Raw genomic sequence first — 14,220 nt, 5'->3', positions numbered from 1 at the left:
CTCACCGAGGTCCGCAAGAACGGGACCATCCCGTACCTGCGTCCCGACGGCAAGACCCAGGTCACCATCGAGTACGACGGCGACAAGGCCGTCCGCCTCGACACGGTCGTCGTCTCCTCGCAGCACGCCTCCGACATCGACCTGGAGTCGCTGCTCGCGCCCGACATCCGCGAGTTCGTCGTGGAGCACGTGCTGGGGCAGCTCGTCGAGGACGGCATCAAGCTCGACACCGACGGCTACCGGCTCCTGGTCAACCCGACCGGCCGCTTCGAGATCGGCGGCCCGATGGGCGACGCCGGCCTCACCGGTCGCAAGATCATCATCGACACCTACGGCGGCATGGCCCGCCACGGTGGCGGCGCCTTCTCCGGCAAGGACCCGTCGAAGGTCGACCGCTCCGCCGCCTACGCCATGCGCTGGGTCGCCAAGAACGTCGTCGCCGCCGGTCTCGCCGCGCGCTGCGAGGTCCAGGTCGCCTACGCGATCGGCAAGGCCGAGCCCGTCGGTCTCTTCGTCGAGACCTTCGGCACCGAGGAGATCCCGCTCCACCTCATCGAGCGGGCCATCGGCGAGGTCTTCGACCTCCGCCCTGCCGCGATCATCCGCGACCTCGACCTGCTGCGCCCGATCTACTCCCAGACCGCCGCCTACGGCCACTTCGGCCGCGAGCTGCCGGACTTCACCTGGGAGCGCACCGACCGCGCCGCCGCCCTGCGCACCGCAGCCGGACTCGGCTGACACCCAGCCGTGGCGCTACCCGCCCACCCGCCCCACGAGAGGACCACCATGGCCGCCCCCGTTCCCACCCACCTCAGCACCCCCTTCTTCCTGGAGCCCGTCGCCACCGACCGCGCCCGCGGCCGCGTCGAGGCACTCGTCGCTGACCTCCGCGCCGGCGCCTGGGCACCGACCCCGCTGGAGAAGCGGGTCGCCGAGCTGCTCCTCGCCTCCACCGAGGCCGACGGCATCCTCACCGCCCGCCGCGTCCGCGCCGCCCTGTGGGAGGGCGACCTGGCGATGACGTACGAGAACGACGGACGCTTCGCCCAGCTTCTCGCCGACCTGGTGCCGGTCCTGGACGAGCCCGAGCTGACCTCGCTCGACATCGTCGACGCGGCGGGCGAACTCGTCACCGCCATCGCCACGGCCGGCTCCGCCGCTCAGGCGGCCCAGGGCGCCAGCGGGTACCAGATGAGGTCACGCCGGGCCAGCATCCGCACGTCCCAGTAAAGGATCATGAACACGCCGGCCGCGATGAACGCCCCCGCCATCAGCGCCGACGCCCGGCTCGGCCGCCGGGTCAGCCACCTGTGCAGCCGGTCCCCGAAGAAGCCGGTGACCAGCAGGAACACCAGCCCCATCACCAGGATGTTGCCGAGGCTCTGCAGCGCGAACTCCAGCCCCGCGTACAACGAGTTGCGGCTCGCGGCGGCATCCCGGAACAGCTGGCGGAACAAGGGGAAGGGCCGTCCGATGAGGAACGCGCCGATCAGCCCGCCCATGAAGAACATCGGGGCGTCCGGCCACATCCGGGTCACCCGCGTCAGCGGATCGCGCACCACCCCGAGGGCGGCGAGGCCCAGGTACGTCATGACCGCGCCGAGCAGCCCGTAGACCACCATCGCCTGGATCAGCCGCCCGGAGAACCCGCCGCCCCCCTGGCTCTCGTCGAACTGCGGCATGCCCGTACCGAGCACGCCCACCACCATGCCGTACACCGCCGACACCACGATCGCACCGAGTGCGAGCCGGCCGAGCGGCCGCAGCGCGGCGGCCATCCGTCCGCGCCGGGAGGTGGCCCGGGCGCCGGTCAGCGGGGCGAGCGCGCTGAACACGGCCACGTTGCACGCGGTGAACGTCCCCGCGATACCGGTGACCAGCGCGAACACGAGCCCGGCGAGCGCGCCCGCTATCGGGTGCCCTTGGCCGGGTGCCCGAGCAGCGTGTCCGCGATGGTGTCGCCGATGGTCCTGTCGACGAACTGCGCCGACCACACCACGGTGAGCGCGAAGCCGAGCAGTGCGCTGACGCCGATCACCAGCGCACGACGGCGCGGCACGTGACCGTTGAAGAAGAACGAGGAGTTTGGGTTGCCGGAGCCGGGTCTCCCGGCCGGGTGTTGCTGCGGCCGGGACCGGGCCGGAGCGGGCCGCTGCGTGGTCTGCGCCATGGCGGGTCGCCTTTCCAGACGGGGGGTGGGGGCGTGTCGTGGCGCCACGCTAGGCCCGGGCCGACCCCGCGCACTGTCCAGAAGACGCACCCAGCACGATGGAGGAAGCCTGGATCGCGGCTTCGGGAAGTCGCCTCTGAGGAACGCGCTTCCCCAGAGGGAGGGTGCATGGTGCCCCGGCCGGACGCACCCCGATGCCCTCTCCCGACGGGCCGCACCACCGGACCGCCCGCCGCCCGTTCGCTCCGTGCCCGGGGCCGTTCCGGCTGGGCCGCGCTTCGCTACCAGGGCCCGTGAGCGGCGTACCGCGCGTATCCGGCCGCCTCGGCCGCGCGAGCCGGGAGCGCCTCGGTACCCGGCTCCGCCCGCCACGCCGCGCCGGTGACGTCCGGCAGCTCCATGTCGAAGCTGCGCCACATCCAGGCCCAGGCCGCCACCGGCCGGAACCGCTCCGGCCGCTCGATGCCCGCACCGACCTCGGCCGCGACACCCACCCCGGCCGGCACGCTCCGCTCGGCCGCGCCCCGGCTCCTCCCGGCCGCCGGACCGACGTCCGCGCCCCCGCTCATATCCGCCCACCCCTCACCGGGCACCCCATGACGGCGGGCGCGGGGGCCGCCTCGGTCACCGCCGCGGATGTTTCGAGGGCCGAGGGCTCGCATGCGTACCGAACCCCGGTCAGCTTCTCCGACAGCGTCCACAGGCGCCCCCGCCCCGCCTTGCTCCGCGCCGCCCTGCTGGAGCGGGCGGGTTCGGGCGCGCCGCGACCACCGAACCGCTCCGAAGGGCCGAGGTATGCGTCTCCGCGCACCGCCGGATCGACGGCGGCACGCAACGACGGCAGGGCGGCCGCCTCGACCGGCTGGGCCAGCCACCGCATCCCCGCGGCGGCCAGCGGCCGTGCCGGGGCGGGTGGATCGCCGTGCCACAGGGCGGTCGGCGACAGCCCGGGGTGTGCGGCGACCGACACGGTGGCCGCGCCCGCCACGGCGAGCCGGTGCTGCAACTCCCGCGCGAACAGCAGATTCGCCAGCTTCGAGCGCCCGTACGCCGTCATGGAACGCCGCCCCGTCAAGGACCGGGCCGCCCCCTCGTCCAGGCGGCCGAAGCCGATCCGGTGCGCGAGGCTCGCGACCGTCACCACCCGGGAGCCGGGCACCGAGGTCATCAGATCGATCAGCAGCCCGGTGAGCGCGAAGTGCCCGAGGTGGTTGACGCCCAGGTGCGTCTCGAATCCGTCCTCGGTGCGCCGGTACGACGGGAACATCACTCCGGCGTTGTTGACCAGCAGGTCGAGCCGCCGGTGCCGCTCGCGGACGATCCCGGCCGTCCGCCGCACCGAGGTGAGCGACGCCAGGTCCAGCGGGACGACCTCGGTGCTGCCGTCGATGCGCTCGGCCGCGGCACGGCCCCGCTCGGCGTCCCGGCAGGCGAGGACGACGTGCGCGCCGCGTGCCGCGAGCACCCGGGCGGTCTCGAAGCCGATGCCCCCGGAGGCACCGGTGACCAGCGCGGTCCTGCCGCTCTGGTCGGGAACGTGCTCGGTGGTCCACCCCATGACGCCTCCTCGGACGACGAACCGACAGGACAGAACAGAACAGAACAGGAAGGGAAGAACGGAACGGAACGGAAAGGGAAGAGCTGAACAGGGCCGGGCCGGGAGCATCCCGCTCGGGTCACGTCGCCAGGGCGGCGCCGTACCCGTGCTCGACGATCAGCTCGGCCGCGACGTCGTAGAACGCCGGGTCCGCCGGGACATCGGTCGCGAGCCCGTTCACGTACCGGTTGAACATGGAGAACGCGGCGGCGATCAGCACCGTGTCGTGCAGATGGGTGTCGGTCGCACCCGCCGCCCGGGCCGCCGCGATCGCCTCGTCGGTCACCGGCGCGGCCTTCGCCTGCACCTCGGCCGCGACCCCGAGCAGGGCCTTGAGCAGCGGGGAGACCGACGCGGTGGCGACGTCGGCACGCACCGCGTCGACGAGCTCGGCACCACCGTCGAGCTGCGCGGCGGCGAACGCGCCGTGCGAGTCGGCACAGAAGTCGGTGCGGTTCAGGTGCGAGACGTACGCGGCGATCAGCTCGCGCTCGCCCCGGGAGAGCGGGGAGGGGCCACTGCGCAGCAGCGTCTCGACGACGGCGGACAGCACCTTGCCCGTGTCGGGGCGCTGCGCCATCAGCCCGCTGATGCCGGGAAGGTCGTTGGCGATCTCGATGTGGGGCACCGGTGGGTCCTCGTCGTCTCGGCGGCGGTACGGAACGCCCCATCGTCGGAAGCCTCGGCCCGGGCGGCCAACTCCTGGCGTGCGGACCTCACCTCGTGCCGCGGTCCGCAGCTCCGCACACAGAGAGAAGCGTCCGGCCGTCCGCTAGTCCAAGAATGAGGACGTGGCAAGGAACAGCTCGCGGAACGCGGAGACTTCGGCAGGTGGCCGTACCACCCCGATCACGTCGCGCCGCTCTGCCTCCCGGGCCCCGGCCCCGCGAGGCTCCGCCCCCTGTCGCGCGCCCTCAGGCGACGGCGGGCCGCGCCAGCCGCCAGCCGTGCAGCACCGGGGAGCCCGCCAGGGCGCGCTGGCACACCGCGCGACACCGCTGGACGGCGTGCGCGACGTCCGGGGCCAGCAGGAACGCCGCGCCCCGGGCACCGGCCCGGCTGGTGTGGACCCGCACGTGCTCCACGCCGTCGTCAGGCCCGCACACCGCCCACAGGGCGGCCACCAGGGCGTCGTAAGACGCCTCGGGCGCATCCGGCGGCTTGGTGAACGCGAACTCGACGAGGTGCACGCACCGAGTGTGCCGCACCCACCCGGCCCGGTCCCAGAGCCGGCACCGGCCACGAACATGCCGTGGCACGCATGTGCCCGGCACCCGCAGACGACTCAGGGGGTTTCCGATGCTGGAGGTTCTCGGACTGGATTCGGGCACGGAAGTCGTCTACCGGCTGATGCTGACGCATCCGGGCTGGGGCGTGGACCGGCTGGCCGGAGCCCTGGACACCGACCGGCACACCGTCGTCCGGGCCGATTGGTGCCGCCCCGGGCCGGTCTGGGCGCCCTGCTGAACGCCGGCAGTCGGAACTCGCCCGTGCCCAGCTGGAGATCGACGCGACCCGGGCCGCGGTCGCCGACCTGCTCACGGAGTACACGGCGCTGGGCCGCGAACCGCTGCCTGGCGGAGGGACGGAACGCTTCGCCGGAGCCGAGGCCGTCCGCAGGACACAGGCCGACCTCGCAGCCCGGGCCATCGACGAGTTCCTCGCCCTGGCACCCTCCCCGGCGGCGGACGCCGACGCCGACGACCCGTGGCGGCTCGACCTGCCCCTGCTGGGGGAAACGGCGACGCGCGGCGTCAGGGTGCGGATCCTGGCCACGGACCCCACCGAGGGACTGCGGCGCCTGGTCGCGGCGGGGGCGGAGGTCCGGCTCCTGCCCTCGCTACCGGTGCTGCTGAGCCTCGCGGACGGATCGGACGCGGCCCTCCCCCTCGACCCGGCGGCACCGGGGGACGGAGCCGTGCTGGTGCGCGAACCGGGCGTACTGGCGGGCCTGCGGATCCTGTTCCGGCAGCTGTGGGACGCGGCCGCACCGCTGCCGGGAACACCCGCGCCCGGGGCGACGGGCTGCACCTCCCAGGAGCGTGCCCTGCTCCGCCACCTCGCAGACGGACTGACCGACGAGGCCGCCGCGCGGCGCCTCGGCATCTCGCTGCGCACCGAACGCCGGCTCATTTCCCAGCTGTCCGAGCGATTCGGAGCCCGCAGCCGTTTCCAGCTCGGTCTCGAAGCCGCCCGCAGCGGCCTCCTCTGACACAACGATGCCAGGCAGTTCTGTGCCATCGAAAACTGCTGACAGCCCCCGTGAAGCCGTGCCAGAGTCACTTTCAGAACGGACCGGAAAGCAAACGAATCCCTGCCGGACGGAACCGCTCGATTCCAACCGCTTTTCCCCACGTCCACACCGATCGCTGAGGAAGCAGCACCTCTGAGAATCCATGCCGACCAAAAGGAAGGGAAACACGTCCTGGGAGAATTTCAAGAACCTGGTGACGGATATCGTCGAGGACGACCGCTTCGGCTTCGAGGCCGATTCCGATCCGCGCCAGGACGTCGGCCACTGAGGCCCGCACCGTAACGCGGCCGGTAGTCCCGAGCGAGGGCGCCGGCCGCGTCGGCCGTTCTCCCGTTCGACCGCCCACGACCGTGCACACCGCCCTCGCCCCCCCTCGCCCCGCACCGGCCGAGATCACGACGGCTGCCCGGCCCACGTCGTCGAGAAGGCCGCCCGCGTCGGCACACCACCCCGGTCCGGACCGCCGACCCGCCCACGGGACGGCGTCCACTCGGCTCGGCAAGCGAGGAGTTGGCAGGCGGCTCCCGCACATGCCCAGGATGAGGCCGCGACCTCCGTCCCGACCAGCTAAGGACCCACCGGTGCCGCACATCACCCTCGCCAACGACCTCCCGGGCATCCGCGGTCTGATGACCGACCGCCCCGACACGGCCGTCCCCCTCAACGACCTCGCGGACACCCTGCTGCGCGGCCCCTCGCCCCTCACCCGGGGAGAGCGCGAACTGATCGCCGCGTACGTCTCCGAACTCAACGCCACCCGCTTCTGCGCCGACACCCACGGTGCGGCGGCCGCAGCCCAGCTCGAAGGCGGCGCCGCCCTGGTCAATGCGGTGCGGCACGACCCCGACACCGCCGACGTCACCCCCCTCGTACGGGCCCTGCTCCGCGTCGCCGCCGAGGTCCAGGCCGAAGCCGCACCGGTGAACGACGCCACGATCGCCGCCGCCCGCGCCGCCGGCGCCACCGACACCCACCTGCACGACACCGTGCTCATCGCCGCCGCCTTCTGCATGTACAACCGCTACGTCAGCGGCCTGGCGACCACCCTTCCCACCGCCCCCGACTACTACGACGAGGCCGGCCGCCGCATCACCGCACACGGCTACGCCGCCGCCGTCTGACCGCCGACCGAGAAACGGCCCACCATGTCTGCGCACCCTCCGAAGAAGGACCACCGCCGCGCGGTCACCGCCACCGTCGTCGGCAACTTCATCGAATCCTTCGACTGGCTCGGCTACGGCCTGTTCGCACCGCTGTTCGCCGCTCAGTTCTTCCCCTCCGACAACGCCCTCACCTCCCTCCTCGGCGTCTTCGCCGTCCTCGGCGTCGGCGTCCTCATGCGCCCGCTCGGCGGCGTCCTCCTCGGCCGCTACGCTGACCGCCGCGGCCGCCGCCCCGCCCTCATGCTCGCCGTCTCCCTCATGGCGGGCGGATCGCTCCTCATCGGCCTCACCCCCGGCCACGCCCACATAGGCCTGCTCGCCCCCGTACTGCTGCTCCTCGCCCGCATGGCGCAGGGCATCTCCCACGGCGGCGAATGGCCCGCGGCGACCACGTACCTCATGGAGGTCGCCCCCGAGCACCGCAAGTCCACCTACGGCAGCCTGTTCTCGCTCACCACCTGCGCGGGCGCGTTCACCGCCTCCCTCCTCGGCGCCGTCCTCACCGCCGCGCTCGGTCCGGCCACGATGGCCGACTGGGGCTGGCGGGTGCCGTTCCTCGTCGGCGGCATGCTCGGCCTCGTCCTGCTCATGCTGCGCAGCCGCCTCGCCGAGACCGAGGTCTTCGAACGCGAGGTCCGCACCCGCCGCGACCGCGGCTCGCTGCGCCAGGTCCTCTCCACCCACCGCCGCCAAGTGCTGCTCGCCGTCCTGCTGGTCGCCGGCAGCGGCGCCGTCGGCGGCACCTGGCCGTCAGCCGTCCCCGCTCTCGGCGGCCGTCTCGCGCCACCCGGCACCATGCTGTGGGCCGTGGTGACCGCCACGGCGCTGATGATGGTCCTCAACGTGCCCATCGGCCTGCTCGCCGACAGGATCGGAGCCACCCGCCTCCTGGTCGGCGCGGGCGTGCTGTTCTCCGTGACCGGCTCCGTCTCGTACCTGACGATGACCGGCACGTTCACCAGCCTCCTCTTCGCATACGGCTCCGGCGTGGTCTACCTCGTCTGCGTCACCTCGGTCCTGCCCAAGCTGCTCACCGAGATCTTCCCGGCGCAGAACCGTGCCCTGGGCGTCGGCCTGCCGAACGCCGTCACCGGCGCCGTCCTCGGCGCCGTCGGACCCGCCGCCGCGACCTACGCCGCCGAGCACGACGCCGACGGCTGGTTCGTCGCGGGTGTCGTGGCCGCGGTGCTGCTGTCGATCCCGGCCACCCTGCTGGCCCGCCGCACGCTTCGCTCCGCCACGCCCGCCCTCGACCGCTCGGGCCTCACGCTCGTCCGGTGAGACGACAACGGTCCCGGCCCCCGACGAGGGGACCGGGACCGACGACGGCACGGCCGACGGCACCGCTCCGACGAAGCGTCAGACGATCTCCATCTGCGCCATCATCCCGATGTCACTGTGCTCCTGCAGATGGCAGTGGTACAGATAGCGGCCCTTGTAGCCGCTGAACGTGGCCTGTACCCGCACCGTCTCACCGGGCCGCACCAGCACCGTGTCCTTCAGCCCGTTCTCGCCCGGCAGCGGTGGCTCGCCGTTCCGGTCGAGCACCCGGAACGGCACCAGGTGCATGTGGAAGGTGTGGTTGACCGGGCCGAACGGAGTGTCGGCGGGGTCGGTGTTCGTGACCCGCCAAATCTCGGTGGTGCCCTCCACGATCCGCGTGTCGACCCGGTTCGGGTCGAACGTCTTGTCGTTGATGGCGAACTCCTCGCCCGACGGCGAGAACGACAGCTTCACGTCCCGCTCGACCGTCGCGGCCGGCAGCGCGGGCAGTTCACGCAGCCTGCCCGGAACCCGGCTCGGGTCGACCACCCGACGGGTCACGTCGAACCGCATCACCGGCTCGTCGGCGCCGTCGAACACGTCGTTGAGCACCAGCTTGCTGCCGACGGCCTGAGCCGAGAAGTCCACCACGATCTCGACCCGCTCACCCGGCACAATCATGATCTTCTTGCGGGGGAGCGGCTCCGGCAACAGCCCGCCGTCGCTGGCGATCTGCACCATGTCCAGACCACCCAGGTCCAGCTCGACGTTCCGGTGCAGAGTCGCGTTGAGCACCCGGAAGCGGTACTTGCGCGCGTCCACCCGGAAGTAGGGCTTCTGCCGCCCGTTGACGTGCAGCGTCGTCGGCAGCGGGCTCGGCTCGAAGATCATGCCGCCGTTCTCGTCGAAACGCGCGTCACGGATCATGATCGGCACGTCGTACGCGCCCCGGGGCAGCCCCAGCCTCGCTTCGTCCTGGCCCTCGATCAGATAGAACCCGGCCAGCCCCCGGTACACGTGCTCGGCTTCCTTGGAACACGTGTGGTCGTGATACCAGAGCGTCGCGCCCCGCTGCCGGTTCGGGTAGTCGAAGACCCGGGACGTGCCCGGTTCGAGCAGGTCCATCGGAAAGCCGTCGCTCCCCGGCGGCACGTGCCCGCCGTGCAGGTGGACGGTCGCCGCCCGGTCGAGCCGGTTGACGTACCGCACCTTCACCCGGCGACCGGCCTTGGCACGGATCGTCGGACCGATGAACTGCCCGCCGAAGGTGAGCACCGGTGTGGGACGGCCCGGGAAGAACTCCGCCTGCGCGTGCTGCATCGCCAGCTCGTACACATCGGTGTCACCGAACGAGGACACCGGCCTGAGCACCCGGGGCACCGGCAGCTCCTCCGAGAACGCCGTGTGCGGCGGAGGTGTGCCGGTCCCCGCCGTCGGCTCGGCCGCCGCCGGCGCCGCCGTGCCCTTGTGACGGGCGTGGGGGCCGGCGACCGGAGCGGCCGACGCGTCAGCCTCGGCACCTGCCGCGCTCTGCCCCCACCACAACAGCGCACCGCCGGCCGTCGCCGCACCGCCGCCCATCGCCAGCAACCGCCGTCTGTTCAGCATCTGTTCCCCACTTCGGTGAGAGCCGGAAGAAGGCGACCGTCCAGCTCGCTGGGAACCCGCGCGAGCAGAAGCCACTCACCCCCGAGTCGAACAGAAAATCGCTCATCGATCCTGGTGGTGATCAGCTCCACCGGGCATCTTCGCGCGTGCTGTGTTTCCCGCAGGGCGAAGAGTTCCGGCGGCAAGCGACCGCCGGAGCCCCACAGGACACCCGTTCCCCCGGCGTCAGCCCGAGCCCTGTGGCAGATACCCCTCGGCCACCAGCGTCGCCCCGATCCGGTCGTACACCGCGGGATCCTCCGGAGTGATGGCCCCGAGCCCGTCGACGTACCGGTTGAACATGCAGAACGCCGCAGCGATCAGCACCGTGTCATGGACCGTCTCGTCGTCCGCGCCCGCCGCCCGCGCGGCCGCAACATCCTCCTCGGCCACCGTGCGGGCATCACTCCGCACCTTCCCCGCAAGCGCCAGCAGCGCCCGCATCCGCGCGCTCACCGGCGCCGTCGCCAGGTCCTTCTGCACGGCCTCCACCAGCGCGTAGTCCCCGCCATGGGCGTGTGCCGCGGCTGCGGTGTGCGACCCCGTGCAGTACCGCGTCACGTTGCCGTACGACACGTACGCGGCGATCAGCTCCCGCTCACCCACCGACAGCGGCGAGTCACCCCGCAACAACTGCTCGGCCAGCCCGCTCAGCAGCCGACCCGAAGCCGGCTTGCTCGCCATCAGGCCCCGGATCCCCGGCACCCGTGAAGGAATCTCGATGTACGGCACCTCCGGCCCCCTACCGGTTGAACCACGGAGTGGACGTCGGGTCCGTCGACAACTGGTTCAGCACCAGGTTCGCGACCTTCTGCTCACCCGAGGCAGAAGGGTGCACCCCGTCCGACTCCAGATCCGAGCACGCCCACTCCAGCCCGTCGCTCCGCCCCGGCGCACCGCCGGCCACCCCGTCAGCCCACATGTACGGCCCCCACGACAGCCACGGCGCGACCCCGCCCACCCCGTAGGTCAGGTCCGAGGCCCCGTTGATCTGGTCCTGGATCAGCTTCTTGACCGCCCAGCCCTGCTGGTACGCGCCCGCGCTGCGCGCCGGCGCGTAGGTGTAGATGCGGCTGGCGACATAGCCGAGCGCCAGGTTGGGGTACTTCGCCCGGGCGTTGCGCGCGATCGAGGCCAGCGAGTTCCGCGGGTTCTGCGCACCCTGCGGGAACGCCCCCAGGTCGTCCCCGACGAACTGCTCCTTCAGCCACACCGCCTGCACCTGCGCCGGCGTCACATTGGCGTTCGACAGCCGGCTAGCCAGCACCGACCAGGTGGCGTCCGAAGGGTTCGCCCAGGCGGAGGCGTCCTTGCCGCCCTGCGCGCCGTCGACGATCACGAGCTTGTCGCTCAGGTTTCCGTACGTCTTCGTCGCCGCGACGGACTTCTGGAACTCCTGCGTCGTGTTGGACATGCCGATCGAGATCAGCACCACCTTGCCGTTGACCGGATCGACCTGACCGGCGGCATTGCGCGGCAGCACCGCGTTCTGGGCGAGGTCCACCCCCGCCGCGGTGTGCGCGGCGGGCCGGACGTTGCTGCCCCCCCGGATACAGACCGCCGGTCAGACCGTTGTACGTACCCGTCCCCAGATCGTTCAGCGGCACCAGACCGCTGGACGTGTACGTGCAGTCCGCGGCGGCGGGCTGCGGCACGAGTGCGATGTCGAGCGCGGTGACCGCGGCGGTCAGATAGACCCCGAAACGGCCGGTCTTCCTCATGGTTCCCCCTCCGTGGGCGGTGAGCATCGGGCCGACGGTCCGGCAACGATGCTCGCCACGACACTCCCGCGCCGCACCTCCTGCCGTGCCGTCACCACGCCCCGCGCCGACTGCGCCAAGTCCTGTCCCCGCCCCGCCCCACAGCTGACACGATGCCCCCATGCCCCTGCCACGCTCTCGCGGATCGTTCCTCTCCATCGGTTCCGAGGAGTCGATCCTGTCCATCGGCTCCGTCGGATCCGTCCTGTCCATCGGCTCCGTCGGCAGCGTCCTCTCGATCGGCTCCGTGGGGAGCGTCCTGTCCGCCGGCTCGATCGGCTCCGCTCTCTCCCTCCTCTCCACCGCCTCCTGGCTGAGCACGGGGTCCCTGCTCTCCGCCCAGTCCCGCTGGTCGGTCCTGTCCTGGCGCGCCCGTCACGGCTTCCGCACCGCGAACCGCACACGCCCCGAAGCCTGAGCGGGCCCAGTCTCCCAAGTGACGGTGACGGGCGACACCACGGTGCGGGTCCTGCCCGAGAACCCGGGCAGAGGCGCGTGCGGAAGGCCTTGTCGATCGTCCTGCCGCTGGCGGGAGCGACGATGCCGAGAAGTCCGGTGCCCACGGTGAACCGTTCCACTGCGGTCCGCGCGGGCTGCGCCTCCTCCCTGACGTCCGACACCTGAGTCTGGCGACGCGCCCGGCGACACGGGCAAGCGGTTGTCCTCCTCGCGGGCCGGTCTGCCAGCGCTCTTGTCGGTGCCGTGGACCTGCGAGGGCGGCCGCGGCGCGGAACCGGCTCTGCACGAAGCGGTCCGCAAGCGCCACCCGCGCGGTCGAAAGCGTCGCCTCGGCCGTCCGGGCAATCCCAAGGCGACGGTGGGCGAGGCCTGCCCGCGGGCACCTGCCCGTTCTCAGGCTTCCGCTCCCCCTCCTCGCGCGGTGCGGGGCCCACCCCGAGGCTGTCGTCCCGCTCCTCGACGGCTGTGCTTTCGCGCGCCTGAGCGGGATGCCGACGACGGGACCGACGCTGTGCGGAACGGGCGCGAGCCCCCGCGAGAAAGAGCCCCCGCTCCTGCGAGGACAGTCTCCGACCTCGGCCTCCAGGGCATCCGACGCCGCCGCGGCATCCGTGCCGCCCTCCGTATCGACATCGGATCGACGGCCCTGCGGAAATCTCTCAAGATCTTTTCGTCGGGTCGTGCCCGTCGCGGAGTCGCGGACCGCCGGGAGGCCCCAGCAACTGCGGACTGTCGCTCTCCGCGCCACTGCCGTCCCGGTGAAGGCGGCTCTGCAGGACCCCCTGGCACTGCTGCTCACCGGGCAATCCGACGCCCGGCCATGGTCCGGGAGGTGACTACCCCCGACCAGGTCCTGCGCGGTGCCGGTCAGCGCCTCGGGCTGTTACCGGCGCCGACCCACCTGACGGAGACGCTGCGGCACGAGGTCCCGTCAGGCACCGGCGGCGGTGGCGGGCAACCGCATGGGCAGACCCCACAGCGGGAACAGGCGGTCGGTGTCCATGTGGTTGGTCATGGCGGCGATCCGGCCGTCAGTGATCTCCAGCACCGTGATTCCCCACGGCGTCCAGCCGTTCTTGTCCTCGGCCGGCCGGTACTGCGCGAAGGCGGGCGAGCCGTTCGCCTCGACGGCCAGCAGCCGCGATCCGCGACAGCCGCAGCCCGCGCCGAGCCACCACTCGCCCAGCTCGACCGCGCCGCGGACCCACATCTGATAGGGCGGCATGTTGAGCACGGCGTCCTCGGGACCATCCCCGCGTGCGCGGGGAGCAGCACATGCCGGCCTCGGCATGACCGTGCCGACCGAAAGGGCCGCCCGATCTCGAAGTGTGCGGGCCGAGCCGGGCCGTCAAGGACGCCTGCGGCGTCGCCAAGGCGATGAGCTGCGCTCATCCTTGACTGCCCGCCCCGTCGCTGAACCTCGGCTGACTATCGGGCGGCCCGGGAGGGTGTGGCATCCCCATGGAGACAACGACGCACCTCCGCCATCCCCATGGCCCATTCCGTGACGCTGGGGGTGGGGAATTGCGGCGGCGTTCACACCGTCTGGGACTGGAACACCGCTTCTCGCAGAGTGCTGGCCAAGGTCGGGTTTACCGAGACCGATCGGAAGGAAGTTCACGCGGTACACGGGACCACCTTGTTCACCACAAGACGGCTCTGACACACCCGACGTTTGACCTCGCGGACGGATCCGTGCAGTGCCGCCTGCCGACAGTCCCATTCCCGTCGGCAGGTAGCGGATGCGGCACCCACCCCACGTATGATCTTTCCCGGCCCTGTGCGCCCGTCTGCGGGGTTCTGAGGCCCTTAAGTAGCTGTTGTCGTTCCGGTCTTGAGGGGTGGGCGTCGAACGGGAGTCTCGATCGGGTGATCGTGGCCGGCTGTGGGCATGAAGGCAGGGCCTC

The 14,220-nt window shown here is 72.0% G+C and carries 18 protein-coding genes; 8 read left to right on the top strand and 10 right to left on the bottom strand.

Annotated elements, in window-relative coordinates:
• Positions 1-738 (top strand): methionine adenosyltransferase (gene metK, locus ACFW2Y_RS29185; protein WP_384885155.1); only part of this gene is annotated, 738 nt, incomplete at its 5' end.
• Positions 739-786: 48 nt separating this feature from the next.
• Complete coding sequence (locus tag ACFW2Y_RS29180; RefSeq protein WP_384885154.1) at positions 787-1,230, top strand: hypothetical protein; 444 nt, start codon at positions 787-789, stop codon at positions 1,228-1,230.
• Here the strand turns inward: ACFW2Y_RS29180 and ACFW2Y_RS29175 are convergent.
• From ACFW2Y_RS29175 to ACFW2Y_RS29150, 6 genes are all read right to left on the bottom strand, one after another.
• Complete coding sequence (locus tag ACFW2Y_RS29175; RefSeq protein ID WP_384885153.1) at positions 1,161-1,841, bottom strand: hypothetical protein; 681 nt, start codon at positions 1,839-1,841, stop codon at positions 1,161-1,163. The two genes, ACFW2Y_RS29180 and ACFW2Y_RS29175, sit on opposite strands and share 70 nt — an antisense overlap.
• A gap of 68 nt (positions 1,842-1,909) precedes the next feature.
• On the bottom strand, positions 1,910-2,170 hold the full coding sequence (locus ACFW2Y_RS29170) for a hypothetical protein (protein WP_384885151.1): 261 nt from the start codon (positions 2,168-2,170) through the stop codon (positions 1,910-1,912).
• Positions 2,171-2,451: 281 nt separating this feature from the next.
• Positions 2,452-2,739: a hypothetical protein gene (locus ACFW2Y_RS29165; protein ID WP_384885150.1), complete on the bottom strand. Its 288-nt coding sequence runs from the start codon at positions 2,737-2,739 to the stop codon at positions 2,452-2,454.
• On the bottom strand, positions 2,736-3,728 hold the full coding sequence (locus ACFW2Y_RS29160; RefSeq protein WP_384885148.1) for an oxidoreductase: 993 nt from the start codon (positions 3,726-3,728) through the stop codon (positions 2,736-2,738). The genes ACFW2Y_RS29165 and ACFW2Y_RS29160 overlap by 4 nt, the downstream gene beginning before the upstream one ends.
• Positions 3,729-3,846: 118 nt before the next feature.
• The gene (locus ACFW2Y_RS29155) at positions 3,847-4,395 is read right to left on the bottom strand and encodes a carboxymuconolactone decarboxylase family protein (protein WP_384885146.1); all 549 of its coding nucleotides are present in this window, start codon (positions 4,393-4,395) and stop codon (positions 3,847-3,849) included.
• Positions 4,396-4,681: 286 nt separating this feature from the next.
• Positions 4,682-4,957 (bottom strand): hypothetical protein, encoded by a 276-nt coding sequence (locus tag ACFW2Y_RS29150; RefSeq protein ID WP_384885145.1) that lies wholly within the window; start codon positions 4,955-4,957, stop codon positions 4,682-4,684.
• Between the two features lie 109 nt (positions 4,958-5,066).
• Here ACFW2Y_RS29150 and ACFW2Y_RS29145 point away from each other — a divergent pair, with 109 nt between their 5' ends.
• The 5 genes from ACFW2Y_RS29145 (at position 5,067) to ACFW2Y_RS29125 (ending at position 8,465) form a co-directional block, all read left to right on the top strand.
• Entirely contained in the window at positions 5,067-5,234 is a 168-nt protein-coding gene (locus tag ACFW2Y_RS29145) for a hypothetical protein (RefSeq protein WP_384885144.1), read from the top strand.
• A 292-nt stretch (positions 5,235-5,526) separates the two neighbouring features.
• Entirely contained in the window at positions 5,527-5,979 is a 453-nt protein-coding gene (locus tag ACFW2Y_RS29140; RefSeq protein ID WP_384885142.1) for a response regulator transcription factor, read from the top strand.
• A gap of 184 nt (positions 5,980-6,163) precedes the next feature.
• Positions 6,164-6,289, top strand: a complete 126-nt coding sequence (locus tag ACFW2Y_RS29135) for a hypothetical protein (RefSeq protein ID WP_384885140.1) — start codon at positions 6,164-6,166, stop codon at positions 6,287-6,289.
• A gap of 313 nt (positions 6,290-6,602) precedes the next feature.
• Positions 6,603-7,142: a carboxymuconolactone decarboxylase family protein gene (locus ACFW2Y_RS29130; protein ID WP_384885139.1), complete on the top strand. Its 540-nt coding sequence runs from the start codon at positions 6,603-6,605 to the stop codon at positions 7,140-7,142.
• A 24-nt stretch (positions 7,143-7,166) separates the two neighbouring features.
• Positions 7,167-8,465 (top strand): MFS transporter, encoded by a 1,299-nt coding sequence (locus ACFW2Y_RS29125; RefSeq protein ID WP_384885137.1) that lies wholly within the window; start codon positions 7,167-7,169, stop codon positions 8,463-8,465.
• A 78-nt stretch (positions 8,466-8,543) separates the two neighbouring features.
• Here the strand turns inward: ACFW2Y_RS29125 and ACFW2Y_RS29120 are convergent, their stop codons facing one another.
• The 3 genes from ACFW2Y_RS29120 to ACFW2Y_RS29110 all read right to left on the bottom strand — a co-directional run bounded on the left by ACFW2Y_RS29120 (position 8,544) and on the right by ACFW2Y_RS29110 (position 11,598).
• A complete protein-coding gene (locus ACFW2Y_RS29120) occupies positions 8,544-10,055 on the bottom strand; it encodes a multicopper oxidase family protein (RefSeq protein WP_384885135.1) in 1,512 nt (503 codons plus the stop codon).
• Positions 10,056-10,280: 225 nt separating this feature from the next.
• Positions 10,281-10,778: a carboxymuconolactone decarboxylase family protein gene (locus tag ACFW2Y_RS29115; protein WP_384885133.1), complete on the bottom strand. Its 498-nt coding sequence runs from the start codon at positions 10,776-10,778 to the stop codon at positions 10,281-10,283.
• Between the two features lie 58 nt (positions 10,779-10,836).
• Positions 10,837-11,598 (bottom strand): hypothetical protein, encoded by a 762-nt coding sequence (locus tag ACFW2Y_RS29110; RefSeq protein ID WP_384885131.1) that lies wholly within the window; start codon positions 11,596-11,598, stop codon positions 10,837-10,839.
• A gap of 377 nt (positions 11,599-11,975) precedes the next feature.
• Between ACFW2Y_RS29110 and ACFW2Y_RS29105 the strand changes: the two genes are divergently transcribed.
• On the top strand, positions 11,976-12,272 hold the full coding sequence (locus ACFW2Y_RS29105) for a hypothetical protein (RefSeq protein WP_384885130.1): 297 nt from the start codon (positions 11,976-11,978) through the stop codon (positions 12,270-12,272).
• A 972-nt stretch (positions 12,273-13,244) separates the two neighbouring features.
• Here the strand turns inward: ACFW2Y_RS29105 and ACFW2Y_RS29100 are convergent.
• Complete coding sequence (locus ACFW2Y_RS29100) at positions 13,245-13,538, bottom strand: hypothetical protein (protein ID WP_384885129.1); 294 nt, start codon at positions 13,536-13,538, stop codon at positions 13,245-13,247.
• Between the last annotated feature and the right edge of the window lie 682 nt (positions 13,539-14,220).

Source organism: Streptomyces sp. NPDC058877 (genome assembly GCF_042742855.1).
In the GTDB taxonomy this organism is placed as follows: Bacteria; Actinomycetota; Actinomycetes; order Streptomycetales; family Streptomycetaceae; genus Streptomyces.
The sequence above is the reverse complement of the archived record's forward strand: the minus strand, read 5'-3'. Positions and strand labels throughout refer to the sequence as shown.